Source organism: Pseudomonas fluorescens (genome assembly GCF_018614655.1).
In the GTDB taxonomy this organism is placed as follows: domain Bacteria; phylum Pseudomonadota; class Gammaproteobacteria; order Pseudomonadales; family Pseudomonadaceae; genus Aquipseudomonas; species Aquipseudomonas fluorescens_BX.
The window spans coordinates 129917-154284 of sequence record NZ_JAGGOG010000018.1 but is presented as its reverse complement, the minus strand read 5'-3'; the positions used below and the strand labels follow the sequence as shown (position 1 = coordinate 154284).

The window sequence follows — 24368 nt, the reverse complement described above, 5'->3', positions numbered from 1 at the left end:
CTCAGTAGGTGATGGGAATCTCAAATGTCTGGAACGCATCATCCACCGGCTGATAGCCCAGGACCCGCGTGGTCTCGCTCAAGTCCAGGCGCTTGAAGCGGTTATTGGAGATGCCGTGGGCGATCAGGTGTTTCACGCCCTCGGTTTCCACTGAGCGCTGCAGTAACTGCACGGCATCGCGAGGGCTGAGCCAGGCGCTGAGGTCGCGGGCGTTATTCAGGTCGTGGGTCTCGGGAAACTCAAAGGCACCAATGCGTAAGGCGATGGTGGAGAGTGGAGTTTTCGCCGCGTAGTACCCGCACAGCGCCTCGCCGTAGCATTTGCTCACGCCGTACAGATTGGCCGGCAGCACGGGCATGCCCGGGGTGATTTGCCGGTCCACCGGATAACCTTCGATGGTCTGGGCGCTGCTGGCGAACACCAGGCGCTTTACGTTGGCCGCGACGGCGGCTTCGAACAGGTAGGTAGTGGCGAGGATGTTGTTGGGTAGCAACTCATCGAAAGTGGCGCTGGCGTGGGGAATGCCCGACAGGTGCACGATCACGTCGATGCCGTCGAGCAGCGCTGCCAGGGCCGCTTTGTCACTCAAGTCGGCCTGCACGAAGCGATGGTCGTCGAGGGCGAAATCAGGCGCGATGCGGTCGGTGAGGGTGAAGTGGTAACGATCTTTCGAGGCTTCGAAAAACGTCTTGCCGATCCTGCCGCATGCGCCGGTGAGCAGTATGTTGAGTCCTTTCATCGTGGAGTCCTTTAGTTATGACCGTCGAGGGCAAAGGCCTGGAAGCCTGGGCGCTGGCTGAGTTTTTCGTAGTACGCGCTGACAGCAGGGTAGGACGGATGCTCCATGGGTGTCATCCGCCAACGATGTACTGACAACCCCACCAGGATGTCGGCCAGTGTGAACTCTTCTCCGGCCACGTAGGCGCCGGTGTGGATCAATTGTTGTTCCAGCAGGCGCATTTTTTCGTTCCAGCCGCGCACGCCAGCGGCGATGCGTTGCGGGTCCTGATAGTCCGGGTTTTTGCGCACCAGGGCGTGGAAGGCGTAGCCCCAGGACGGGTTGAGTTCGGTGGCTTGCCAGTCCATCCATTGCTCGACCTTGGCTCGTGGCGCAGGGTCTGCGGGCAACAAATCATGACGTTGGTGCCGGCCTACGAGGTAGCGGCAGATGGTGTTGGACTCCCACAACACACCGTTGTCATCGATGATCACCGGGACTTGAGCATTGGGATTGAGGGCCAGGAACTCGGGAGACTGGGTTGGAGTGAAACCGATGCCCCAGTCTTCGCGGTCATAGGGAATGGCCAGTTCCTGGCAAGTCCACAGGACCTTTCGTACGTTGATGGAGGAAGTACGACCCAAGATTTTCAGCGAATGGCCCATGGTGCTTTCCTGGCAATGGTGAGTTGGCAGGGGGCAATTTAGCAGGGGTGCGAGAGGTCAGCGACATTGTTAAGTGGGCACAGTAAAAAATGTGGGAGCGGGCTTGCTCGCGAAAGCGGTGTGTCAGCCAACATCTCTGGTACTGATACACCGCTTTCGCGAGCAAGCCCGCTCCCACATTGACCGAGTTCTGGCTTTGGATACAGGGTGGCTTCATGATCCATGATTTTGCCCATCAGCAGTTCACCTGACTCGCTCAGTCGGCTGCTGCTCAGGTACTTTCCCGCACCATCAACTCAAAACCCATATCCACCACCGGCCGGGCAATCTTGTTGCCCGCGATCAGTGTCAGTAAATGTTCCGCTGCGCGCCTGCCGATAGCTTCCCGGGGCGTGCTGATGCTGCTCAGGCGCGGCACCATGAAGCTTGATGCAGGCAGGTCGTTAAAGCCCAGCACCGCTACTTGCTCCGGCACTTTGATCCCGTGACGCAGGGCTTCCAGCAGGGCGCCTTGTGCCAGGTCGTCGTTGCCGAAGAAGATCGCGTCCACATCCGGATGGCTGGCCAGCAGTTGCAGGAACAACTCGCCGCCCAGTCCCACCGACGATGGGCGTGGCGTCATCAGCTCCAGCGCCGGGTCATACAGCCCGGCCTGTTGCAGGGCCCGCCGAAAGCCTTCACCGCGCAGCAAGGTGCGTTGGTCCAGTTGCGCGCCGATATAGGCCAGGCGCTTGCGGCCACGGGTAATCAAATGCGCCGCAGCGGTCTCGCCCGCGCTGATTTGCGAGAACCCTACGCAGTTCAGGCCGGCAGCGGGGTCCAGGTCCATCATGTACACGCTGGGCACATTGCAGCTCTCGACCATGCGTCGGGCGCTTTCGGTGCGATCAAAACCGGTCAGCAGAAAACCCCGTGGCTGGTAAGCCATGTAATTGCGCAGCAGGTTTTCTTCTTCTTCGCGGGAGTAGTGAGTATTGCCGATCAGCACTTCGAAGCCTTTGGGCCGTAGTACCTGATGAATGGCTTCCAGGGTTTCGATGAATAACAGATTGGACAGCGAGGGCACCAATACCACCACCGACTGGCTCTGGGCCGAGGCCAGCGCGCGGGCAGCGGGGTTGACCACGTAGTTGAGGTCGGCGGCGGCCTTCTGGACTTTTTCCACCAGTTCGGTGGCCACGGTGCTGATGCCACGCAGGGCCCTGGAGGCGGTAATAGGACTGACGCCAGCCATTCGGGCGACTTCGTTCAGGGTGGGGCGTCCCGTCGTGCGGGTATTTTTATCGTTCTTGGGGGTCATCAGGCGGCTTGCCAAACAAAAATCGAGGCACTAAGGTAGCGCTGTCTCCAGAGGCCTGCAAATCCTTGAGCGTTGGGTTGCCTGATCTTGCTCGAGGGTGCTTGGAGAGGATGCACGCGTCACTCCATAAAAATGACAAGACGGCGCGGGAAAAGCCTGTTTTTGCACTAGCCTTAAGGCTGGCAAAGGTAGCGCTATCTGCGTCCTGAGGTGTTTCATGAGTCAACCTGTTACCGCCCTGGTCATCATGGGTGTTTCCGGCTGTGGCAAGTCCAGCGTCAGCGAGGCCCTGTGCCTGTTGAACGGCGCCACCGCCATTGAAGGCGATAGCTTTCACCCCGCCGCCAATATCGAAAAGATGAGTGCCGGTCATCCGCTTAACGACGACGATCGTGCCGGCTGGCTCGATATCCTCTGTGATGAATTGCGCCGCTCGCTGAAAGCCGGCCAACATCCGGTCCTGACCTGTTCCGCCCTGAAGAAAAAATACCGCGACCACCTGCGCGAAGCTGCGCCGGGCCTGGGTTTTGTCTTTCTGGAACTGACCCGGGAGGTGGCCGCCGACCGTGTTTCCCATCGCCCCGGCCATTTCATGCCCGCGAGCCTGATCGACAGCCAGTTCGCGACCCTCGAATCGCCGAAGGGCGAGCCGCTGACCCTGGCCTTGAACGCCAGCGAAGACAGCGTCGAGGACCTGGCCAAGCAAACCCATGCCTGGTGGCTTGAACACGGCTTTGAACCCATCCAATAATTTTTTGCCTGACAAGATAGCGCTATCTGACGGCACGAAATTCAACACCGGCTTTAATAACAACAACAAACAGGAGAGACCCCCATGTTTGGCATGTCCCACGAGTCTTATCTGCTGCTTGATGCAGTGGTCACTATTATCGGGCTGATCGTCTTGATCACCCGGTTCAAAGTCCACCCGTTCATTGCGTTGATCATCGCTGCGGGCTTTCTCGGCCTGACCTCGGGCATGCCCGTGGACAAGATCATCAAGGCGTTCCAGGACGGCTTCGGCGGCGTGCTCGGTTTTGTCGGGATTATCCTGGCGCTGGGTACGATGCTCGGCAAGATGATGGCCGATTCCGGCGGTGCCGATCAGATCGCCCAGACACTGGTCCGCGCCTTTGGCAAGGAAAAAGTGCAGTGGGCGATGATGTTCGCCGCGTTCCTGGTGGGCATTCCGTTGTTCTTCGAGATCGGCTTTGTGTTGCTGATCCCGCTGGTGTTTATCGTCGCGCGCCGCACCGGCGTGTCGCTGATCAAGATCGGCATCCCGCTGCTGGCCGGCCTGTCGGCGGTCCACGGCCTGGTACCGCCGCACCCGGGCCCGCTGTTGGCCATCGGCGTATTTGGTGCCGACATCGGCAAGACGATTCTCTACGGCCTGATCGTCGCGCTGCCTACCGCCATCATCGCCGGCCCGCTCTACGGTTCGTTTATCTCCAAGTACATCCCGGGCAATCCGTCCCAGGAACTGGTGGACCAACTGGCCCGTGAGCCGGAATCCAAAACCCTGCCGAGTTTCAGCGTGACGCTGATCACCGTGCTGCTGCCGGTGTTCCTGATGCTGTTGAAAACCTTCGCCGACGTCGCCCTGCCGGACGGCCACGCGATTCGCAACTGGATGGACATGATCGGTCACCCGATCACTGCATTGCTGCTGGCCTTGCTGCTGTCGCTGTACACCTTTGGCCATCGCCAGGGCATTGGTTCCAAGCAAATCCTCAAGCTGCTTGACGCCAGCCTGGCGCCCACTGCAGCGATCATCCTGATCATCGGTGCCGGTGGCGGTTTCAAGCAGATGCTGGTGACCAGCGGCGTGGGTGATGTGATCGGCCAAATGGCGGTGACCGCGCAGATCAACCCGATCCTGCTGGCGTGGCTGGTGGCGGCGGTGATTCGCGTGGCCACCGGTTCCGCGACCGTGGCGACCATTACGGGTGCAGGCATTGTGGTGCCGGTGGTCGGGATGATTCCGGGGGTGAACCGCGAGTTGCTGGTATTGGCGACGGGGGCGGGGTCGTTGGTGTTGTCTCACGTCAACGATGCGGGGTTCTGGCTGGTGAAGCAGTACTTCAATATGACCGTGGCTGAAACCTTCAAGACCTGGACGGCGATGGAGACCATTCTGTCCGTTGTGGCATTGGGCTTCATCATGTTGCTGTCGCTGGTGCTCTGACAGGCACACCACAAAACCAAATGTGGGAGCGGGCTTGCTCGCGAATGCGGTGGGTCAGTCAACTAAGATATCGACTGATCTATCGCCTTCGCGAGCAAGCCCGCTCCCACATTGATTGGGTTCTTACCGCTAGATCAGGTCAGGCGTTAGCTTTCTGGACTAAGCCATCGGCCCGAAACATCCCGCGAATACCCCGCACCGCCTGGCGAATCCGGTCTTGGTTCTCGATCAGTGCAAAGCGCACATGATCATCGCCATACTCGCCAAAGCCAATCCCCGGCGATACGCACACCTTCGCTTCCAGCAGCAGCTTCTTGGCAAATTCCAGCGAACCCATGGCCGCATAGGCCTCGGGAATCTTCGCCCAGACGTACATCGACGCCTTGGGGTTTTCCACCATCCAGCCCAACTCATGCAGGCCTTTGACCAGCACGTTACGGCGTTGGCGATACTGGTCGGCGATGTCTTTCACGCATTGCTGATCGCCTTCCAGCGCGGCAATCGCCGCGACTTGCAGCGGGGTGAAGGTGCCGTAGTCGTGGTAACTCTTGATCCGCGCCAGGGCGTTGACCAGTTCTGCGTTACCCACCATGAAACCAATGCGCCAGCCGGCCATGTTGTAGCTCTTGGACAGGGTGAAAAACTCCACCGCAATGTCCTTGGCGCCCGGCACTTGCATGATCGATGGGGCTTTCCAGCCGTCGTAGACGATGTCGGCGTAGGCCAGGTCATGCACCACCAGCACATCGTACTGCTTGGCCAGGGCGATCACCCGTTCGAAGAAGTCCAGCTCCACGCACTGGGCAGTGGGGTTGGAGGGGAAGCCGAGGATCATCATCTTCGGTTTGGGGATCGAGCCGCGAATCGCCCGTTCCAGCTCGGCGAAGAAGTCCACACCGGGAATCAGCGGCACCGAACGCACCTGGGCCCCGGCAATCACCGCACCGTAGATGTGAATCGGGTAGCTGGGGTTGGGCACCAGCACCGTGTCGCCCTGGTCGAGGGTGGCGAGCATCAGGTGCGCCAGGCCTTCCTTGGAACCAATGGTGACGATGGCCTCGGTTTCCGGGTCGATGTCCACTTCATAGCGGTCCTTGTACCAGTGCGAAATCGCCCGGCGCAGACGCGGAATGCCTTTGGAAGTGGAGTAACCGTGGGTGTCTTCACGCTGGGCGACGGTCACCAGTTTCTCCACGATGTGCGGTGGAGTAGGGCCGTCGGGGTTGCCCATGCTCAAGTCGATGATGTCTTCGCCACGACGACGGGCGGCCATCTTCAGCTCGGCAGTGATATTGAACACGTAAGGGGGGAGTCGATCTATGCGCGCAAAGCGGCGCGGCGAACCTTGGTCTGCCATTGTTGCCTCTAACTACGTAAGCGCCCGGAACCGTCCGAGCGACGTCGGCCACTGCGGTGGCCTGCGGGGCAGACAATACGGGCGATGATGGCCAGTTGTCCAGATGGGACGGCGAGTATTTTTGGGCTTTGAGCGAAGTGCCGGTATGACCCTATACTCGTTACGGTTTTGTTCACTCATCGATGGAGACTGTTCAGATGGACCAACAGGCAAACCAACCGCTGTCACCGCGTATGGAAGAGGGCAAGGCCCTGGTGATCGCCGGTGTTGAAGGACGTTACTCGAAAGCCACGGTGGGAGACATTCCCAAGCTGTGGGAGTTGTTCGACAGCTGCATCCGCGACATCAACAAGCGCATCGGTGGCGTGACCTACGGCGTCTGCCATAACCCCAATCACGGTGAGTTCGACTATCTCGCCGGAGTCGAAGTACCTGGCAGGGGCGACGTTCCCGGCAACTTCCAGTCGGTTGAGATTCCCGCCCATCACTATGCGGTCTTCCCGCACTACGGCCCGGTGCAGGCCCTTGAGCAGACCTACGAACGCATCATGTTCGAGTGGCTGCCACACTCCGGGTTCAAGGTCGCCGGCCCGGACTTCGAGCGTTACAGCGCTGATTTTGATGCGAGGAAGGGCACGGGCGGGGTGGAGATCTGGTTACCGGTCGAAGCAAAGGCCTGACCCGTTGGCCTCGGATGCGCTGCTGGATAACCACGCCATGCATCAACCCCTGGGCTTTGCGGAAACCGAACGGGTGAAACCCAAGGCGTACGGCCGTTTATTACAATCAGCTACCAAAACTACGTTGGTAGTCCTGCGCGGATTTTTGGATGGCCTGCGCAACATTGGGTGCTTGTCGGCAATAGTCGTCTTCGCGCTTGAGAACAGTCTCAAGGGTCTGGAGCAGATTCCGGATACGCTCCTCGGGGGTTTCGATATCGCAGGTTTTCGCAAACTCGAGGATGCCCAGGTGCGAAGCAAAAAATGACTTGTTACCGACCAAGTCTAATGCCAGTGAATCCTCTGGAATATAGGCGGTGGTATTCGCGATGTCGTAAGCCGGTGCAAGACGCGCGTCTTGTTTGACCGGGTCGCTGTAAAGCAGGCCGAAATTTTTCAGATGTGCATCACCATTACCGACGATGCAACTCAACGCTACGCTATCGAACAGTTGTTCCAGAGAGCTGCGAACTTCCTCAGGTGAGCAATAGAGGCGCACGGCCTTGGCGATCATGGTGTAGCTCTTGCTGTATTTCTGTTCGGCAGATAGGCCCATCAGTGTCGTCATATCTTCGAACCCCAGGGGGTTGAGCTGCTCATCCCGATCAAACCGTCGCATGATGAAGAGTTTATGGTTCTGCGAAAGGTAAAACGGCGGGACCGGAATGCCCGCGTCTCTGGCAATGGACATGCACAGGTATTCGTTAATGGCCAGTCCGGGGAACTCGTCGCGTCCACTTTTGATAATCAGGTCATTGGTTTTCGACGTGAATTTCTGCTCTGGTGTCTGTGGGGATTCCGGTACCAGTACCTTGGGTTGCACTCCGGAAATACCCGCCCGCAGGATGTACCGGTCTACCAAATCGGCGAACAGGTCTTCGGCGCCATCCCAGGCGAGAATCTGCGCCAGACTCTCACCGTTGGCAGGCGGGCTGTTACGCTGAATCAACTCATTGACTTGAGCCGAAGAAACGAAGACTCGGCCGATTGGTGCACTGCTGCCCGACAATGCGAGTAACAGCATCGGGTCGACCCTCACTGTCTTGGCCAGGCGGTTTCTAAGCTGCTCTAGCACATAACCTTCCGGAAGGTTCATTTGGAAGATCGGATGCAGCTCCCGACGACGATATTCGTCGGCCCGAACAGGCATCAGTAGACTCACTGCGCTTTGCTCCAAGGCGTTATCGCCGTAGCGGAACAGATAGTCATCAGCTCCGATGAACACGCTTCCACTGGCGCCTTGAGGAGTATGAACCTGCAATCTGGGGCTATTCATTAAACAAGTCGTCCACTTCATCCAGTGTTGGCATGGACGCAGGTACGAGTTTGACTTCACTGCCCAAGGCCGCAAAAACCCGTGCGTAGGCGCTCATTGAAACCGAGGGACTGCCTTGCTCGATTTCGATCAGTTTTTGCCGAGTAACACCCGCCAAACGTGCCAGCTCCGCTTGCTTATAGCCACGATTCAGACGCATTGAGCGAACCTGGCTACCGATTTTTTGAGTGAGAACTGAAAAGTCCATGTCTTATATTCATTACATAGCAGAACATAAGTTATGTATACGTTACATTTTTTCGCTGTCAAGGCTGATCTGAGCAAACACCAACGCCAACCGACGCTCATACCCAATCCTTCCCTTGTAAGCCTCCCCGCTATCTACCCACCCTTGCTGCAAATACAGCCCCATCGCGGCCACATTGTCATGGTCCACCGATAACTCCAGTGCCTTGATCTGCGGCCACGCCAGCCGTGCAGCCGCGGGCAATGCTTGCAGGCAAGCTTTGCCGAAGCCCTGGCCTTGTTTGTGGCGGTCGACTTGCAGGGCGTGCAGGGTGGCGCTGTGTTCGTCGGCCCAGTGGGGCAGGCAGGGTGGGCGTTTGAGCAGGAGGAAGGCCACAGGGATGTCTTCGGCCAGCAGTGCGAAACCTTTGACACCGAGGCTGGGGTTGACCAGCAGGGTGTTCAGCGCGCAGTAGATATCGCCGGAAAACGGCAGTTGTTCGGGGTGGACTTCAAGAGCACTGAGTTGCTGGCGCTGGGCAGCGGTCAGCGTCTCATAGGCAACGAGGCGGGTTTCCATGGGTGATATATCCAGGTTCCTACAGAGAGGTCGCAAATTCTAGCGGGTTTGTTGTGCCCGCATTTATTTTTTGCGAGCGTGTCGATTTGCCGACGGCTCACTCGACTAAGGGTGTCTGTAGTGATTTTTCCCATGAAGGAGTATCGCCATGAACACCCAGGTTAAAACCGAAATCAGCACCTTGATCGAACACTGGCAGCAGGCCGTGATGGCAAAGGATATCGAGCGTATTGTCAGCTTCTACGCCGACGATATCGTCTCGTTCGATGCTGTTGGCGCCCTGCAATTCAAAGGCAAGGCCGCCTACCGCGCGCATTGGGAGGCGTGCATGGAAATGTGCCCCGGCCCGGGTATTTTCGAGTTTCATCAGTTGCACATCGTGCCGGCTGCCGACAGTGCCTTCGCCCATTGGCTGGCGCACTGCGGCGGTGCCGGACCGGACGGCGTAGTGAAGGCGTGCTGGATGCGCGTTACGGCGGGTTATCAGCGCATCAATGGGCAATGGCGGGTGGTTCATGAGCACTGGTCGGCGCCCTTTGATATGCAAACCGGCACGGCATTGTTCGAGCTGGAACCCTGATCGTCGGGAAAATCGGCAAATCGCCGATTCGCAGCCATAGTTGATAGTCCGAAAACGGAGAAACGTATGAAGTATCTATGCTTGGTCTACAGCGACGAGCGGTTGCTCCACAGCCTGCCCGAAAGCCCTGAGGACCCCGAGTGCTTTGCCTACGCCGAGTCGATCCAGGGCAGTGGCCGGATGCTTGCCGCCGAGGCTCTGCAATCCGTCACGACCGCCACCACCGTGCGTATGCGCAATGGCAAGCTGTCGATCACCGACGGCCCGTTCGCTGAAACCAAAGAACAGCTTGCCGGGTTCTATCTGATTGATGCCAAGGACCTGAACGAAGCGCTCCAGGTCGCCGGTGGCATTCCGGCGGCCCGGGTGGGCAGTGTGGAAGTGCGTCCGGTGCGCGAGTTGAATCTCTGATCAAAACAATCATAAAACTCAGGAGATTTACCCATGAATACCCAAGCCCTGGCGGGCGCGCAGCCCGCCGAGTTTGAATTGTCCATCAGCCGTTTGATTGACGCACCCCGCAGTCGGGTGTTTCGCGCCTGGACGGAGCCGGCCTTGCTGCAACAATGGTGGGGCCCTCACGGGATGACCACGCCCGAGTGCGAAATGAACCTGTGGGTGGGTGGGCTGTTTCGCACCCTGATGCGTGCGCCCGATGGCAGCGAATACCCGACTCAGGGTGTGTTTCTGGAAATCTCTGCGCCACATCGCCTGGTGTTTACCGATGCCTTCAGCCCGGGCTGGATTCCGTCGGGTAAGCCCTTCATGAGCGCCGAAGTCACCTTTGAAGACGTCGATGGCAAGACCCTCTACACCGCACGCGCCATGCATTGGAGCGCCGAAGACAAACAGGCGCATGAGGCCATGGGTTTTCATGAAGGCTGGGGCCAGAGCCTGGATCGGCTGGTGACACTGGTGACCCAAGGCATGCCCGATTGACCGTCAAGGCTCAGGTCGAGGCCGTCTACCGCAGCGAATCACGGCGCATTCTTGCCACCCTGATTCGCCTGCTCGGCGATTTCGACCTCGCTGAAGAGGCCTTGCACGAGGCGTTCTTCGTGGCGGTCGAGCGTTGGCAGCAGGACGGCGTGCCGGCCAACCCCCGCGCGTGGCTGGTGTCTACCGGACGCTTCAAGGCCATCGATCGCTTGCGTCGGCAGGCGCGTTTTGCCGCGTCCCAGCCGGCGTTGCTGGCGCAGGCCGAGGAGTTGGAAGAGGTCGATTGGAGTGATGACGACGTGGAAGATGACCGCCTGCGCCTGATCTTCACCTGCTGCCACCCGGCGTTGGCGGCGGATGCCCAGGCGGCGCTGACCTTGCGGGAAATCTGCGACCTGACCACCGAGGAAATCGCCCGGGCCTTCCTGGCCACGCCGGCTACCATCGCCCAGCGTATCGTGCGGGCCAAGGGCAAGATCCGCGAGGCGAAAATCCCCTATCAAGTGCCGTCCCTGGCTGAGTTGCCTGAGCGTCTGGACAGCGTGTTACAGGTAATTTACCTGGTGTTCAACGAAGGGTATTCAGCCTCCGTGGGCGCTGATTTGACCCGGGAAGACCTGACGCGGGAAGCTATTCGTCTGGGGCGATTATTGATGGAGTTGTTGCCGGAGCCTGAAGTGATGGGGCTGCTGGCGCTGATGCTGCTCCACGAGTCCCGGCGCCCGGCACGGACTTCGGCCAGCGGTGAACTGGTACTGCTGGATGAACAGGACCGTTCGCTGTGGGACGTTTCGCTGATTGCTGAAGGTTGTGCTCTGGTGGAGAAAGCGCTGACTACACGCAGGTTCGGACCTTACTGTCTGCAAGCGGCGATTGCTGCTGTACATGCAGAAGCGCAGAGCGCTGGCGAAACCGATTGGCCGCAGATTGTCGGGCTCTATGACGTGCTGCTCAGGGCGGCGCCGTCGCCGGTGATCGAACTCAATCGCGCGGTGGCGATGGCCATGCGGGATGGGCCGTTGGTGGGGTTGCAGCAGGTGGACAGGATTTTGGGGCGAGGTGAGTTGTTGGACTATCACCTGGCCTATTCGGCGCGCGGGCAGTTTTGTCGGCAGTTGGGGCGGGTGGAGGAAGCGCGAGTCGCGTATGCAAAGGCGTTGGCGCTCACCCAGCAAGACCCGGAACGACGTTTTATCGAGGGGCGTTTGGCTGAGCTCCGTCAGTCGGAATAATGTGGGAACTGTGCACTGGCCGCCGCAAACCGAGGCGGCTTGATGCGTTATTCGAGCATTTTCTGCAACAACCAGCTTCCTGCCGGGCCGGGTGGATGTTGGCGTGACCACAGTGCATCCACGGCCACCGCACGCGGCCAGCCGCGGACTTTGAGCTCTTTCAGGCTGGCATTGCCAAAGCGTTCTACCAGCCAACGCGGCAACGGTGCCCAGCCGAAACCCAGTTGCGCCATTTCCATCAGCATCAGGTAGCTGGGTGCCGACCACACCCGGCCGATGGCGCGGGTTTCATTAGGGTTGATGACGCTCGCCAGGCGCAGTTCACGGTGTTGCTGCAAGGTGTGCGGGTGGATATCTTCAAGATTCGCCAGGGGGTGTTTGGGGGCAACAAACAGGGCGATTTCCGTGCGTTCTTCCACAGGCGCACGGGTCAGGTCCGGCGGATACACCTCTTGCATCTCAATAAAGGCAATCTGCGCCCGACCGCTTTGCACCAAGGCAATCAGGTCTTCGCATTCGGCGATCAGGCATTCCAGCTCCAGGTCCGGATAGCGCTGCTCAAAGGCGCTGAGGGCCGTTTCAAACCGGTCCGACTGGTACGTATCGGACATCGCGATACTGAGCTTGGGCTCCAACCCCTGAGATAATTGACTGGCTGCCAACTCCAGACGGCTGCTGGCCTCCAGCACCTGCTCGGCCCGTTGCAGCAACACATGGCCTGCCGGTGTCAATGTCGGCTTGCGGCTGCTGCGGTCAAACAGCACCACGTCCAGATCAATCTCCAGGCTCGCCACCGCCGCACTGACGGTGGACTGGCTCTTGCCCAGTTTGCGTGCCGCTGCCGAAAACGAACCTTGGGTCGCCGCCTGGACAAACGCCTGGAGCACTTCGTGGGAAGCCATACTATCGCCTTGATCGATGGTTATTGGTTATGAAGTATCGGATCTGGGTATGAATATAGCAACCACAGTCACTCACGGAGCACGGGTCATGAGCCCTACCAAAACCCTTACTGAACGCGTTTTCCAAGCCATCGGCTTCGAGGGCCTGGCCTTGGTGATCTGCACCCCGTTACTGGTGTGGATCACCGGAAGACCCGCCCTGGAGATGGGTGCAGTCACCCTGGCCATCAGTCTTTTGGCGCTGACCTGGAACGTGATCTTCAACGGTCTGTTCGATCGCCTTAAAGCGCGGCTGCAATTGAGCGAAGGCGGCTGGACCCGAGTGTTGCACGCGTTGATGTTCGAAGGCGGCCTGATTCTATTTGCCGTGCCGTTGATCGCTGCGTGGCTGAATATCAGCCTGATGCGGGCCTTCATCCTCGACATCGGCGTGCTGCTGTTCTTCCTGCCGTACACCTATGTGTACCACTGGGGTTATGACGTGTTGCGGGAGAAGTTTGTGCAGCGCCGGGCGCTGGCGACATAGGAGCCGGCGTACCGGCTCCTGGCGAGGAGGGCGTTACAAAAACATCCCGCCCGACGCTTCGACCCGTTGCCCGGTGATCCAGTTGCTGCCGTCGGCCAGCAGAGTAGAAATCGCCCCGCCAATGTCGTCTGGCAAGCCTACCCGACCCAGGGCGGTGTTGCCGGCGACAAAGGCGTTGACGTCGGCGTTATCGCGCACGGCGCCACCACTGAAGTCGGTTGCAATCGCCCCAGGCGCCAGGGTATTGACGGTGATACCACGCGCGCCCAATTCCTTGGCCTGGTAGCGAGTCAGCACTTCAATCGCGCCTTTCATCGAGGCGTAGGCCGAGTAGCCGGGCAGGCTGAAGCGGGTCAGGCCGCTGGAGATATTGAGGATCCGGCCGCCGTCGGCGATCAGCGGCAGCAGTTTTTGCGTCAGGAAGAATGGGCCCTTGAGATGGATGTCGACCATCTGATCGAACTGTTCCTCGCTGGTGTCAGCAAAGCTGGCGTGGGCGCCGATACCGGCGTTATTGATCAGGAAGTCGAAGTGATTCTGGGTAAAAACCTGTTTCAGCAACGCACCGACTTCAGCTGTGAAGGCTGCGAACGTTGAGCTCTGACTGACATCCAATTTCAACATGGCAGCGCGACCACCGAGCTTTTCGACCTCGGCGGCCACCGCTTGAGCTTCATCGGCCTTGCTGTGGTAAGTGCCGATGATATCGACGCCTTGTGCGGCCAGGTGCAGGGCTGCGCTTTTGCCCAGGCCACGGCTGGCACCGGTGATGAGTGCGATTTTACGGGTCATAGTGAAGTCCTTGGAGCGAATGATTGATTGTGGACTGAGTGTATTTGTCCGGTCATAACGTGATAAATAGGGATGAACCGGAATCACTGGCCGGATAAGTCGAACAATCAGGGGCGCCCCATGAACAAGCTGGAACTGCTGCGCACCTTTGTCCGCGTCACCGAACTGTCGAGTTTCACCCAGGCCGGCGAGAGTCTCGGCTTGCCGCGCTCCACGGTGTCCGAACATGTGCAGGCGCTGGAGGCGTTGCTCGGCGCCCGCCTGCTGCAGCGCACCACACGCAGGGTTCAGGCAACTCAGGACGGTCGGGTGTTGTATGAGCGCAGCAAGGATTTGCTGTCGCATATGGAGGAGTTGGAAGGCCTGTTTCGTCAGGATGAGGCACAACTGAGCGGACGGATCCGCGTCGATATGCTCAACGCCATGGCCAGGATGGTGATCGTGCCGCGCCTGCCGGAGTTCATGGCGCGGCACCCGCTGATTGATCTGGAAATCAGCAGCTCTGACCGCCAGGTTGACCTGCTGGCCGAGGGCTTCGATTGTGTGCTGCGGGTGGGAGCGCAGCCGGACCAGTCGGTGGTGGCACGGGTGTTGTGCAGCATGCCGATGATCAACTGCGCCAGCCCCGCATACTTGCAACGCTATGGCGTGCCCAAAACGTTGGCTGATCTGGCCGATCATCAGTTGGTGCATTACGTGCGCCCGCTGGGTTCGCGCTCGTCGGGGTTTGAATACCAGCAAGGCAACAAGGTGCAGCGGATAGACATGGCCGGGCGTGTCACGGTCAACAGCACGGATGCGTATCAAGCGGCCTGCCTGGCGGGTTTTGGCCTGATTCAGGTGCCGCTCCTGGGGATCCGTGAGCTGCTGGCCAGCGGTGAGCTGGTGGCGGTCTTGCCTGAGTATCCGGCGCCTTCGATGGATGTTTCCCTGCTATACGCCGGTCAACGGCATCTGCCGTTGCGGGTGCGGGTCTTCATGGACTGGTTGACCACCACGCTGCAAAGCGCGTTAACGGCGGGCTGACAACTGTTGCGGGGCGAGAAACGCATCGTGGAAATAGTCACGAAACGCCTGCATTGCCGGGGTGAACACGCGTTCGCGGTGCCAGGCCAGGCCGACGCTCATCGGCGGCACCTTATCGGTCACACTCACGGTCTCGATACGCTTGCCCTCCAATGACCAGGGACGGTGCACCAGGTCCGAGAGAATCGCCACGCCGCTGCCATTGGCGACCATGCTGCGCACCGCTTCCACCGAACTGGTGCGCAGCCGCACCTTGGGCATTTGCCCGGCGTGTTCCCAGTAGCGCATGGCGCTTTGTTCGGCTTCGTCGACGGTCAGGAAAATGTACGGTTCCTGGGCCACATCCGCGAGGCTGACAGCGGCGCGTTCGCACAGCGGATGGTGGCTGGGCAGCCACAGGCGGCGTTCGGAGTTGAAGAGGATTTCCGAGACGATGTCCGGGTGGGTGAGGTTGGCGGTGAGCACCACGGCCATGTCGAACTGGCCATCCAGCAGGCCGTGTTCGATGGCCTGGCGTTCTTGCTCGAAGACGTCGATGTTCACGTCCGGGTGCCAGTGCGCCATGCGCTGCAAGTGGTGGGGCAGGAAATAACCCAGCACCGTGTAGCTGGCCGCGACCCGCAACACACCGCTGGCGCGATAGTCCGGCAGCGGGCTGTTGAGGGCGTCGTCGACGCTGCGCACAATCACATAGGCCCGGTTGAGAAAGTGGCGCCCGGCGTCGGTCAGGTTCATGCCTTGGGCCGAGCGCACAAACAGCTGCACGCCGAGCATGGCTTCCAGCTCCTTGATCGCGGTGGTCACGGCCGACTGGGAGATGTTCAGGTGGATCGCCGCCTGGGAAATCTGGCCGATTTCGGCGGTGGCGACGAAGTAGCGAACCTGGCGCAGCGTGAGGGACATAACAAATCCTGGACTGTAGCCGCTGCCGAGGCACGAGGCTGCGATAAGGGCCGCAGGACCTTCCGGCGGTTGCAAGGCCCCGCGACTGCTTCGCAGCCGATCGCAGGCTGTGCCAGCGGCGACATGGGTACGTGAGTATCTGATTTTCAGAAGATACCCTATCTGATAATAGATCTTCCCAAGGGGTCAAGCCGCGGCCTAATTTCCATGGCATGAACTTTCGCGGAGCAACCCCGATGCAGGCAGTGGATTTCAATTCGGACATGGGCGAAGGCTTTGGTCCCTGGACCATCGGCGATGGGGTGGATAACGAGCTGATGGCGTTTATCAGTTCCGCCAACATCGCCACCGGGTTTCACGCCGGCGACCCTGGCACCATGCGCCGCACGGTCGAGCGCGCCAAGCAACTGGGTGTGGCTATCGGCGCCCACCCCGGCTTTCGCGACCTGGTAGGTTTTGGCCGGCGCCACATCAATGCCCCGGCCCAGGAACTGGTGGACGACATCCTCTACCAACTGGGTGCCCTGCGAGAAATCGCTCGGGCCCAAGGTATTTCCCTGCAACACATCAAGCCCCACGGTGCACTCTACATGCACCTGGCCCGAGACGAAGAAGCCGCACGCCTGCTGGTGGAAAACCTGCAAATCATCGAGCCGACGCTGTTGCTGTACTGCATGCCCAACTCGGTGATCTGGCGCATCGCCAACGAACTCGGTCAACCGGTGGTGCGAGAATTTTACGCCGACCGTGAGTACGACCTCTCAGGGTCCATCGTTTTTACCCGCACTGTCCGCGCGCTGGATCCGGCGACCGTTGCTGCGCGGGTGGTGCGTGCCTGCCAGAGCGGTCTGGTGCGGACTGTGGAGGGTGAAGATTTGCCCATCGAATTCGATTCCATCTGCTTGCACAGTGACACCCCTGGCGCACTGGACCTGGTGGAGGCCACCCGTACAGCACTGAATGGGGCTGGCATCGAAGTTGTGGCAAGTGGGCTTCTTGTGGCGAGCGGGCTTGCCCCGCGTTGGGCTGCGAAGCAGCCCTGAAACCTGCCATCGTATTCTGTCTGGATGAGTGGAGCTGATTTTATTGGGGCTGCTTCGCAGCCCAACGCGGGGCAAGCCCGCTCGCCACAGGAAGCCCGCTCGCCACAACAAGCCCGTTTGCCACAGGAAGCCCGCTCACCACAATACGCGGGCTCACCACAAAAACGATAAGCCCTGTACCACCGTTAGATGATTTTTTGCCTGCCTTTCTATAATGATTCCAAGAGGAACAGACATGGCTGAATCTTCCCCGATCCGCTACAGCTTTGGCGGTGATGAGCACCTGTTTGCCGAGGTCAGCGAAAGCATGTCCCTGGAAGCCTTTTTCAAGGGCATGGCGGTCACCCGTGCGGTAGAACGCCTGGCCCTGGAAGGTGTGCTGGACGTGTGCCTGGCCAACGCCTCATTCCAGATTCGTTTCGACCCGGACCGCATCGCGCCTCACGTGCTGCTGGATGCGGTGCAGAGCGCCGAAGCCCAGGCCGTGGCCGAACGTACCTTGCACACGCGGATCATCGAGATTCCGGTGCTGTACAACGACCCCTGGACCTTAGAGACCCTGATGCGTTTTCGTGACCGTCATCAAGACCCCAGCGGTACCGATCTGGAGTATGCAGCACGTATTAATGGCCTGGCAGATGTCGAGGCCTTTATCGCCGCTCACAGTGGTGCGCCGTGGTTTGTCTCGATGGTCGGCTTTGTCGCCGGGCTGCCGTTCATGTTCCAGATGGTGGAACGCGAGCGCCAGTTACAGGTGCCCAAATACCTGCGCCCGCGTACTGACACCCCGAAACTGACCCTGGGCCATGGGGGCTGTTTCGGGTGTATCTATTCGGTACGCGGCGCTGGCGGCTACCAGATGTTCGGTGTGACGCCGGCGCCGATCTACGACCCTGAGCAACAGCTGGCCTACCTCAAGGAACACATGGTGTTCTTCCGGCCCGGCGATATCGTCCAGTTCAAACCCATGGACCGCGAGGCTTATGACGTGGCGATCGCGCAGGTCGAGGCCGGGCGTTTCGACTTGCGCATCCGCCCGGTGGAATTTTCCCTGGATGCCTTCCTCGCCGACCCTGTCGGTTATCCGAAAACCCTGCAGGAGGCGCTGGCATGATCAAGGTCCTCAAACCCGGCCTCGCCACCTCCGTACAGGATCTTGGCCGTGAAGGTTACTACCACCTTGGCATTCCACCGTCCGGTGCGCTGGACCAATACGCCTTGAGCGTGGCCAACCACCTGGTGGGCAACCCGGCCAATGCAGCGGGATTGGAGTGCACCTTGATCGGGCCGGAGCTCGAGTTTCAGCAGGACGCGTTGGTGGCGTTGAGCGGCGCGCTGATGTCGCCGCGCCTGGACGGTGAAGTGGTGCATCAAGACACGGCTTTCCAGGTGCGCGCCGGGCAGGTGCTGCGGTTCGAGTTTCCCAAGGCCGGGGCGCGAACCTATTTGGCGGTGGCCGGTGGCATTGATGTACCGCTGGTGCTCGGCAGCCGCTCCACCTATACCCTCGGTGCACTGGGTGGTTTTCACGGCCGGCGGCTGGCAGAGGGCGACGAGCTGCCCATCGGATCTGCCAGTGGCAAGGGCCGCGCCGGGAACAGCTTGCCCATGGCCTTGCGTCGGTCGGTGGGCGGTGAGGTCACGTTGCGGGTGGTGCCGGGGCTGTATTACGAGCGGCTGACGGCGGGAGCGAAAAGCAGTTTTTTTGCCGAACCCTGGACCGTCGGATCGGAGGCCGACCGCATTGGCTACCGCTTCAAGGGCGGCAGTGCTTTGAGCTTCCAGCCTCGGGAACAGCCGTTTGGCGCAGGCTCGGATCCGTCGAACATTGTCGACAGTTGCTACCCCATCGGCTCGATCCAGGTGCCGGCGGGTTTGGAGCCGATTGTGCTGCATCGGGATGCGGTGTCGGGAGGTGGTTACGCAATGATTGGCACGGTGATCAGTGCCGATCTGGATCTGATCGGCCAAATGCAACCCAACCAACGCGCCGGGTTTGTCGCGGTGACGTTGGAGGAGGCGCTGGAGGCGCGTCGGGTGTACAAAAAACGGCTGAAGGTGATGGGCGGGCTGTTCAGCAACTGAATTGCAGTTGTAGCCGCTGCCGAGGCACGAGGCTGCGATGCGTGTCGCAGGACCGCCCTCGGGGGCCGCTGCGCAGCCCGTCGCAGCGGCTACAACCGCTTTGTGTCAGAACAGCTTGGTAAACAACCAATACAAGCTACCCGACAACAGAATCGCCGCCGGCAAGGTCAGCACCCAGGCCATCAACAGGTTGCGGATGGTCCTCATCTGCAAGCCGCCGCCGTTGGCGACCATGGTCCCGGCCACGCCCGAGGACAGTACGTGGGTGGTGGACACCGGCAAACCGTACATGTCCGCCGCACCGATGGTCAGCATCGCCACCATCTCCGCCGACGCGCCTTGGGCGTAAGTCAGGTGGGTCTTGCCGATCTTCTCGCCCACCGTCACCACGATGCGTTTCCAACCGACCATGGTGCCCAGGCCCAGCGCAATCGCCACGGCGATCTTCACCCACAACGGAATAAACCGTGTGGCGTTGTCGATCTGTTGCTTGAACAGTTGCAGCTTGTTTTGAGTGTCGGCGTCGAAGTTGCCGACCTTGCCCTTGTCCATCAAGCGAATGGTTTCGCTGGTCAGGTACATGTCGTTACGCACGTTACCCATGGCTTCGGCGGGGACCTTGGCCAGAGAGCCATAACCTTTCACTTCTTCACCGATATGCCCGGTGATGGAGGCGAGGGCGGGCACCAGCTCCGGAGTGGCTTCCTTGGTGCGCACGTAAGTCGACAAGGTGGCGCGCGAGTCGGCCGGGGCGGCTTGCGGTGCGCTTTTCACCAGGGCCTGCTGGGTGACTTCGGCCACGGCGGCGAACTGCAGCGACTGGTCGGCAGGCATGGTGCGGTTCAGTGCGTAGGCCATCGGCAAGGTGCCCACCAGGATCAACATGATCAGGCCCATGCCTTTCTGGCCATCGTTGGAACCGTGGGCAAAGGACACGCCGGTACAGGTGGCGATCAGCATGCCGCGAATCCACCAAGGCGGCGGAGTGTCGCCCTTCGGTGCCTTGTACAGCGAACGGTTCTTGACGAAGGCGCGCAGGGCCAGCAACAGCAGGGCGGCGAAAGCGAAGCCGATCAGCGGCGACAGCAGCAGGGCATAACCGATCTTGATCGCCTGGCCCCAATCCACGCCGCTGGTGCCGTCGCGACCGTGCATCAGGGCATTGGCCACGCCCACGCCAATGATCGAGCCGATCAGGGTGTGGGACGACGATGCCGGCAACCCCAGCCACCAGGTGCCGAGGTTCCACAGGATCGCGGCGATCAGCAGGGCGAAGATCATGGCGAAACCGGCGGAGGAGCCGACTTGCAAAATCAGCTCGACCGGCAGCAACGCAATGATGCCAAACGCCACCGCGCCGCTGGACAGCAGCACGCCGAGGAAGTTGAAGAACCCGGACCACACCACCGCAAAATGCGGCGGCAGCGAGTTGGTGTAAATCACCGTGGCAACGGCGTTGGCGGTGTCGTGGAAACCATTGACGAACTCGAAGCCCAGGGCGATCAACAGTGCTACGCCCAGCAGCAGGAACGGGGTCCAGGTGGTGACGACGGTGCCGAGTTCGTGCATGTCGTGCATCAGGCTGTAGGCGGTGAACAGCAGGCCCATGGCGAGCACGGCGAAGAAAATGATCACTGTCAGCAGCCCGGGTTTCTTGTCCAGGCGGGGTCTTGGGTCGGTCGTGTCAGCGTGCGTGGAGGCGGTCAGGGAAGGGGTGGCCATGCCGGAGCATCCAGTGTGGGGAGGATGTCGCCCATGATCATTGCGAAATGTTACAGAAATGCTGCGGCAAGTCAGTGTTCAGGTGAATGAGAGTGACCACTGGTCTATAAAATATTCAGTGGTCGTAGCAGCTGTCGAGCGCCAGCGAGGCTGCGTAGGACGCGCGAAAGATCCAGAACCGAGTCGCGGCCTACGCAGCCTCGCTGGCGCTCGACAGCTGCTACGGGGGAAGGGTTAGGTCGCTTCAGTAATCTTTGCGTTTTCTGAAGGCCCAGCGCCCGGCAATCAGGGTAAAGGTGGCAACCAATGCCACCAGAATCCAGAACCCCTCAGGGTCCGTGGAAAGCGGTACGCCCCCCACGTTCATGCCAAAAAAACCGGCGATGATATTGATCGGCAAGGCCAGCACCGTCACCACGGTCAAGGTGAACAACGTGCGGTTACTTTGCTCGTTGAGGTTGGCGGCGATCTCTTCCTGCAACAGTTTGATCCGCTCTCCCAATGCCATCAGGTCGTTGATGATCAACGCAAACTCCTCGGTGGACTTGCGCAACTCCTTCACGTCTTCTTTCTGAAGCCATTGGGGCGGGCGATTGAGCAGTCGCAGCAACGAGCCCGGCTCCAGGGCCAGCAGCCGTTGCAGGCGCACCAGCACCCGACGCATGGCCCCCAGCTCGGCGCGGTTGGTAGACAATCGCGAGGACAGCAATTGGTCTTCGATATGGTCGACGCTGATGCTGGTCTGGCGCACGATCTGCGTCAGCACTTCGCCCTGGTCTCGTAACAGGTGCACCAGCAACTCCAGGGGCGAGCGAAAACGTTCGCCGGCTTTGACCGACGAGCGCAGCTTGTCCACCGAATGCAGCGGTTGCAGGCGCGCGCTGATCAGCAGGCGGCTACGGGCGCAGACCCACAAAGTGGAGATGTCCGAAGACACCATGCTGCTGAAGTTGAACACCACGTCGTTGACCACCGCCAGCAAGGCCGAGTCCACGTGTTCGATGCGGGTGGAGCGCGAGCCTTCGTGCAAGGCTTCGAAGAACTCTGCAGGCAGCTCCAGGTGCGCCTGCATCCAGCGCTCGCAAGCGGCGTGGGCCAGGTTCAAGTGCAGCCAGAGAAACTCCTCGGGGTCACCGGGTTGCTGCAAGGCTGCGAGTGCAGTGGCTGAATCGATCTGCTCGCCTTTTTCACCCGGACGAAAACGAAAACCGTAAAGCAAGCCAAACAGATCGGAATCCTGATGGCTGTGGTCGATGCTGTGGTTCATGGAGGCTCGCAGGGAAAGCGCCTGTAGGGAATTTCACAGGTTCACTTGAGCGCATCATGGCAAGTGGATTTGACGGTTTTGTGACCGTTTGGAGATGCGCATAAAAACGCCGCGCGGCCCGAGGGCGGCGCGGCGTTTTCGAAAGGGTAAATCAGGTGTCTTGCTTGTTTTCCAGGACTTCGCCGGTCTTGGCGTCCAGCTTCACGTCCCACTTCTTACCGGTGGTGTCGGTCAGATCGACCTCGTAGACCAGGCGGCCGGCTTCGTGATCCAGCTCGGTGTCGTTGATGGTGGCACCCGCGTGCTTGGCCAGGGCGGCGCTATTGAGCTTCTCGAACGCCATGACCTCGCCGGATTTGAGCAGCGCCGGAATCTGGTCTGGACGAACGTCGGCTTGGGCGAAACCGGCGGTGAGGGTCAGGGCAGCAGCGGCGAACAGGGCAGTAAGGTTCTTCATGGTATGGATCCTTGGGGTGATTTGTTTAAGTGGCGCCAGATTAACCGGCGCAACTTAACTCATCCTTAATGGCACACCGACTCAGTAACCATTGTCCTGCAGCAGATCCGACACGCTCGAGGACGGCCAGCGCTTGTAGTACTTCAGCAGTTCGCCAGCGCGGTTGGTGAAGATGCCATCAACCCCCGCGTCCATCACCTTCTTGAAGTCCACCGGCTCATCGACGGTGTAGACGTGCACCAGCATGCCCTTGTCGTGGGTCATCTGGTTCATCCATGGCTGGACCAGGTCCGAATAACTCTGATCACCCTGGTCAGTCAGCAACGCCGATGGACCGGTGCCGATGGCGCCGAGGTTCTTGGCCTCGTCGACCCATTTTTCGAACTCGCCCTTGTCCTTCGGCTCTTGTTTGGCGTAGTAAGCGGCTTTGGTGGGTTCACCGGACTCGGCGAAGGTCACCTTGGACTTGGGTTCGATGCTGCCTTCACCGACCCACAACAGGAGGATTTTCGGGGTGTTGGGCATTTCTTCCTGGAGTTTTTTCAGGCTTTCCTTCTCGAAGGTCTGCAGCACCACGCGGCCTTTGCCTTGGCCCACACCGGTGTTGCTCTTGCCCAGCTTGGAGCCGGCGGAGCTCAGCCAGCCTTTGTCCAGCAGCTTGTTTTTCAGGTCGGCTTCGATTCCAGGAAACTGTTTTGGCTCCTTGGTTTCGATGTACAGGCCAGGCTTGTGTTGCGGGTTGCCTTCGGCGATTTTGATGATTTGGTCGAGGGACTGAATCTTCAATCCTACAAAACCTGGCCGCGCCCGATCCGGGTAAGCGGCGTTGAACCAACTGCCGGCGTCGAGGGTTTGCAGTTCTTCCCAGGTGAATTCGTTGGCCGGGCTGTCCTTGCGATCAGGGAACTTGGTGGCCACGTCGGTGGTGCGTTGCAGGTTGTTGTCGTGGAGGGCGAACAGTACGCCGTCCTTGCTGCGTTGCAGGTCCATTTCCAAGTAGTCGGCACCCAGGTCGCGTGCGACTTTGTAGGACGCGGCAGTGGATTCCGGTGCGTCAAAGGACGCGCCACGGTGGGCAATCACCGCTGGATGGGGGATACCCACATTGGTCGCCAATTCAACCGGGCTGATTGGGCTAGCCTGTGCGTGGCCAAGGCCCAGCATCAGGGCAAGCAGCAGGGCACTCTTGGTAAACGTGGCAGGCATAGGCGAGGTCCTTTCGTGGAGGTAGCGTCAGAAGGGCTCCTTTTTAACAATTGATTGCGAAAGGCGCTATCACCAAACCGACATTAACGTGCGCGTGGGCCATTTTTCTGCGCTTTTGTGTCGTGCTTTGCAGTACTCTTGGCTCGAGTTGCCCCATTAGAGGGCAATACCTTTCTTGCCACGCGTGTAAACCATCTTTCCAGTCCCCGTGGGACTTTTCAGTGAGGTTTACCATGCGCATCACCTCCGAGCTTATCTGCCAGGCCGCCGACCAACTCAACGGCTTCGTCGGGCTGAACCGCAAGACCGGTCACTATATCGTGCGATTCAGCGAAGATGCCTTCGGCATGGACGTCGCCGATGACGGCATCATTCCTACCGCCGAATTCGTCTGGCAACCCGTCGATCAGCAGACCATGACGTTGTCTCGCCAGCGTATCCGGTTGCTGCTGGATCAGAATATCGATGACCGTATCAACATCACTGATCCACTACGGGTGTATATGCGCCGGGTGGAGATTCCACAGATCAGTGCGGTACGCAGTCTGGTCAATTGAACGGACACAATCTTTGGCATGACGAAGATCAAAATGTGGGAGCTGGCTTGCCTGCGATAGCATCACTGTGGTCTGTCTGATAGACCGAGGTGTCTGCATCGCA

Annotated in this window: 27 protein-coding genes; 13 read left to right on the top strand and 14 right to left on the bottom strand. The window is 59.8% G+C overall.

Annotated features, from left to right (window positions below; all coding sequences use genetic code 11):
• Nucleotide 1: 1 nt before the first annotated feature.
• The 3 genes from J7E41_RS18760 to J7E41_RS18750 all read right to left on the bottom strand — a co-directional run bounded on the left by J7E41_RS18760 (nucleotide 2) and on the right by J7E41_RS18750 (nucleotide 2686).
• Nucleotides 2-739, bottom strand: coding sequence for an NAD-dependent epimerase/dehydratase family protein (locus J7E41_RS18760; RefSeq protein WP_214995058.1), 738 nt, complete (start codon nucleotides 737-739; stop codon nucleotides 2-4).
• 11 nt (nucleotides 740-750) lie between these two features.
• Nucleotides 751-1383 carry a glutathione S-transferase family protein gene (locus J7E41_RS18755; protein ID WP_214995056.1) on the bottom strand — a complete coding sequence of 211 codons (633 nt, stop codon included), beginning with the start codon at nucleotides 1381-1383 and terminating at the stop codon, nucleotides 751-753.
• A 271-nt stretch (nucleotides 1384-1654) separates the two neighbouring features.
• Nucleotides 1655-2686, bottom strand: coding sequence for a LacI family DNA-binding transcriptional regulator (locus J7E41_RS18750; RefSeq protein WP_214995366.1), 1032 nt, complete (start codon nucleotides 2684-2686; stop codon nucleotides 1655-1657).
• A 214-nt stretch (nucleotides 2687-2900) separates the two neighbouring features.
• Between J7E41_RS18750 and J7E41_RS18745 the strand changes: the two genes are divergently transcribed.
• Together J7E41_RS18745 and J7E41_RS18740 are read left to right on the top strand one after the other, a co-directional pair.
• The gene (locus tag J7E41_RS18745; protein ID WP_214995054.1) at nucleotides 2901-3434 is read left to right on the top strand and encodes a gluconokinase; all 534 of its coding nucleotides are present in this window, start codon (nucleotides 2901-2903) and stop codon (nucleotides 3432-3434) included.
• Nucleotides 3435-3518: 84 nt separating this feature from the next.
• On the top strand, nucleotides 3519-4871 hold the full coding sequence (locus J7E41_RS18740) for a GntP family permease (RefSeq protein ID WP_214995053.1): 1353 nt from the start codon (nucleotides 3519-3521) through the stop codon (nucleotides 4869-4871).
• 139 nt (nucleotides 4872-5010) lie between these two features.
• On the opposite strand, the gene alaC is transcribed toward J7E41_RS18740, so the two are convergent.
• The gene (gene alaC / locus J7E41_RS18735; RefSeq protein ID WP_169355925.1) at nucleotides 5011-6228 is read right to left on the bottom strand and encodes an alanine transaminase; all 1218 of its coding nucleotides are present in this window, start codon (nucleotides 6226-6228) and stop codon (nucleotides 5011-5013) included.
• Nucleotides 6229-6425: 197 nt separating this feature from the next.
• On the opposite strand from alaC, the gene J7E41_RS18730 reads away from it, so the two are divergent.
• Complete coding sequence (locus J7E41_RS18730) at nucleotides 6426-6908, top strand: GyrI-like domain-containing protein (RefSeq protein WP_214995051.1); 483 nt, start codon at nucleotides 6426-6428, stop codon at nucleotides 6906-6908.
• A gap of 106 nt (nucleotides 6909-7014) precedes the next feature.
• On the opposite strand, the gene J7E41_RS18725 is transcribed toward J7E41_RS18730, so the two are convergent.
• The 3 genes from J7E41_RS18725 to J7E41_RS18715 are packed head-to-tail and all read right to left on the bottom strand — an operon-like array spanning nucleotide 7015 to nucleotide 9028.
• Nucleotides 7015-8223, bottom strand: coding sequence for a type II toxin-antitoxin system HipA family toxin (locus J7E41_RS18725; RefSeq protein ID WP_214995049.1), 1209 nt, complete (start codon nucleotides 8221-8223; stop codon nucleotides 7015-7017).
• Complete coding sequence (locus J7E41_RS18720; RefSeq protein WP_214995047.1) at nucleotides 8216-8470, bottom strand: helix-turn-helix domain-containing protein; 255 nt, start codon at nucleotides 8468-8470, stop codon at nucleotides 8216-8218. Before J7E41_RS18720 ends, J7E41_RS18725 begins: the two co-directional genes overlap by 8 nt.
• Nucleotides 8471-8512: 42 nt before the next feature.
• The gene (locus tag J7E41_RS18715) at nucleotides 8513-9028 is read right to left on the bottom strand and encodes a GNAT family N-acetyltransferase (protein WP_214995044.1); all 516 of its coding nucleotides are present in this window, start codon (nucleotides 9026-9028) and stop codon (nucleotides 8513-8515) included.
• Nucleotides 9029-9176: 148 nt separating this feature from the next.
• On the opposite strand from J7E41_RS18715, the gene J7E41_RS18710 reads away from it, so the two are divergent.
• The 4 genes from J7E41_RS18710 (at nucleotide 9177) to J7E41_RS18695 (ending at nucleotide 11779) form a co-directional block, all read left to right on the top strand.
• Nucleotides 9177-9608, top strand: a complete 432-nt coding sequence (locus J7E41_RS18710) for a YybH family protein (protein WP_214995042.1) — start codon at nucleotides 9177-9179, stop codon at nucleotides 9606-9608.
• A 66-nt stretch (nucleotides 9609-9674) separates the two neighbouring features.
• Entirely contained in the window at nucleotides 9675-10019 is a 345-nt protein-coding gene (locus tag J7E41_RS18705; RefSeq protein ID WP_214995040.1) for a YciI family protein, read from the top strand.
• Between the two features lie 33 nt (nucleotides 10020-10052).
• Nucleotides 10053-10547: an SRPBCC family protein gene (locus J7E41_RS18700; protein ID WP_214995038.1), complete on the top strand. Its 495-nt coding sequence runs from the start codon at nucleotides 10053-10055 to the stop codon at nucleotides 10545-10547.
• Nucleotides 10544-11779 carry an RNA polymerase sigma factor gene (locus J7E41_RS18695; protein ID WP_214995036.1) on the top strand — a complete coding sequence of 412 codons (1236 nt, stop codon included), beginning with the start codon at nucleotides 10544-10546 and terminating at the stop codon, nucleotides 11777-11779. Before J7E41_RS18700 ends, J7E41_RS18695 begins: the two co-directional genes overlap by 4 nt.
• 47 nt (nucleotides 11780-11826) lie before the next feature.
• On the opposite strand, the gene J7E41_RS18690 is transcribed toward J7E41_RS18695, so the two are convergent.
• Complete coding sequence (locus J7E41_RS18690; RefSeq protein WP_214995034.1) at nucleotides 11827-12681, bottom strand: LysR family transcriptional regulator; 855 nt, start codon at nucleotides 12679-12681, stop codon at nucleotides 11827-11829.
• Nucleotides 12682-12769: 88 nt separating this feature from the next.
• Between J7E41_RS18690 and J7E41_RS18685 the strand changes: the two genes are divergently transcribed.
• A complete protein-coding gene (locus tag J7E41_RS18685) occupies nucleotides 12770-13207 on the top strand; it encodes a multidrug/biocide efflux PACE transporter (RefSeq protein ID WP_214995032.1) in 438 nt (145 codons plus the stop codon).
• Nucleotides 13208-13240: 33 nt separating this feature from the next.
• Here the strand turns inward: J7E41_RS18685 and J7E41_RS18680 are convergent, their stop codons facing one another.
• Entirely contained in the window at nucleotides 13241-13999 is a 759-nt protein-coding gene (locus tag J7E41_RS18680; RefSeq protein ID WP_214995030.1) for an SDR family NAD(P)-dependent oxidoreductase, read from the bottom strand.
• A 120-nt stretch (nucleotides 14000-14119) separates the two neighbouring features.
• Between J7E41_RS18680 and J7E41_RS18675 the strand changes: the two genes are divergently transcribed.
• Nucleotides 14120-15025, top strand: coding sequence for a LysR family transcriptional regulator (locus J7E41_RS18675; protein WP_214995028.1), 906 nt, complete (start codon nucleotides 14120-14122; stop codon nucleotides 15023-15025).
• On the opposite strand, the gene J7E41_RS18670 is transcribed toward J7E41_RS18675, so the two are convergent.
• Nucleotides 15011-15928, bottom strand: a complete 918-nt coding sequence (locus J7E41_RS18670) for a LysR family transcriptional regulator (protein WP_214995026.1) — start codon at nucleotides 15926-15928, stop codon at nucleotides 15011-15013. The two genes, J7E41_RS18675 and J7E41_RS18670, sit on opposite strands and share 15 nt — an antisense overlap.
• A 236-nt stretch (nucleotides 15929-16164) precedes the next feature.
• Between J7E41_RS18670 and J7E41_RS18665 the strand changes: the two genes are divergently transcribed.
• The 3 genes from J7E41_RS18665 (at nucleotide 16165) to J7E41_RS18655 (ending at nucleotide 19056) form a co-directional block, all read left to right on the top strand.
• Complete coding sequence (locus J7E41_RS18665; RefSeq protein WP_214995024.1) at nucleotides 16165-16971, top strand: 5-oxoprolinase subunit PxpA; 807 nt, start codon at nucleotides 16165-16167, stop codon at nucleotides 16969-16971.
• Nucleotides 16972-17206: 235 nt separating this feature from the next.
• Nucleotides 17207-18085, top strand: coding sequence for a 5-oxoprolinase subunit B family protein (locus J7E41_RS18660; protein ID WP_214995022.1), 879 nt, complete (start codon nucleotides 17207-17209; stop codon nucleotides 18083-18085).
• The gene (locus J7E41_RS18655) at nucleotides 18082-19056 is read left to right on the top strand and encodes a biotin-dependent carboxyltransferase family protein (RefSeq protein ID WP_214995020.1); all 975 of its coding nucleotides are present in this window, start codon (nucleotides 18082-18084) and stop codon (nucleotides 19054-19056) included. Before J7E41_RS18660 ends, J7E41_RS18655 begins: the two co-directional genes overlap by 4 nt.
• A gap of 105 nt (nucleotides 19057-19161) precedes the next feature.
• Here the strand turns inward: J7E41_RS18655 and J7E41_RS18650 are convergent, their stop codons facing one another.
• The 4 genes from J7E41_RS18650 to J7E41_RS18635 form a co-directional block, all read right to left on the bottom strand.
• Nucleotides 19162-20778: an inorganic phosphate transporter gene (locus J7E41_RS18650; protein ID WP_214995018.1), complete on the bottom strand. Its 1617-nt coding sequence runs from the start codon at nucleotides 20776-20778 to the stop codon at nucleotides 19162-19164.
• Nucleotides 20779-21022: 244 nt separating this feature from the next.
• Nucleotides 21023-22045, bottom strand: coding sequence for a transporter (locus J7E41_RS18645; RefSeq protein WP_214995016.1), 1023 nt, complete (start codon nucleotides 22043-22045; stop codon nucleotides 21023-21025).
• Between the two features lie 151 nt (nucleotides 22046-22196).
• Entirely contained in the window at nucleotides 22197-22502 is a 306-nt protein-coding gene (locus J7E41_RS18640) for a PepSY domain-containing protein (protein WP_214995014.1), read from the bottom strand.
• 81 nt (nucleotides 22503-22583) lie between these two features.
• Entirely contained in the window at nucleotides 22584-23708 is a 1125-nt protein-coding gene (locus J7E41_RS18635) for a glycerophosphodiester phosphodiesterase (RefSeq protein ID WP_214995012.1), read from the bottom strand.
• 233 nt (nucleotides 23709-23941) lie between these two features.
• Between J7E41_RS18635 and J7E41_RS18630 the strand changes: the two genes are divergently transcribed.
• On the top strand, nucleotides 23942-24265 hold the full coding sequence (locus tag J7E41_RS18630) for a DUF2025 family protein (protein WP_214995010.1): 324 nt from the start codon (nucleotides 23942-23944) through the stop codon (nucleotides 24263-24265).
• Nucleotides 24266-24368: the final 103 nt, after the last annotated feature.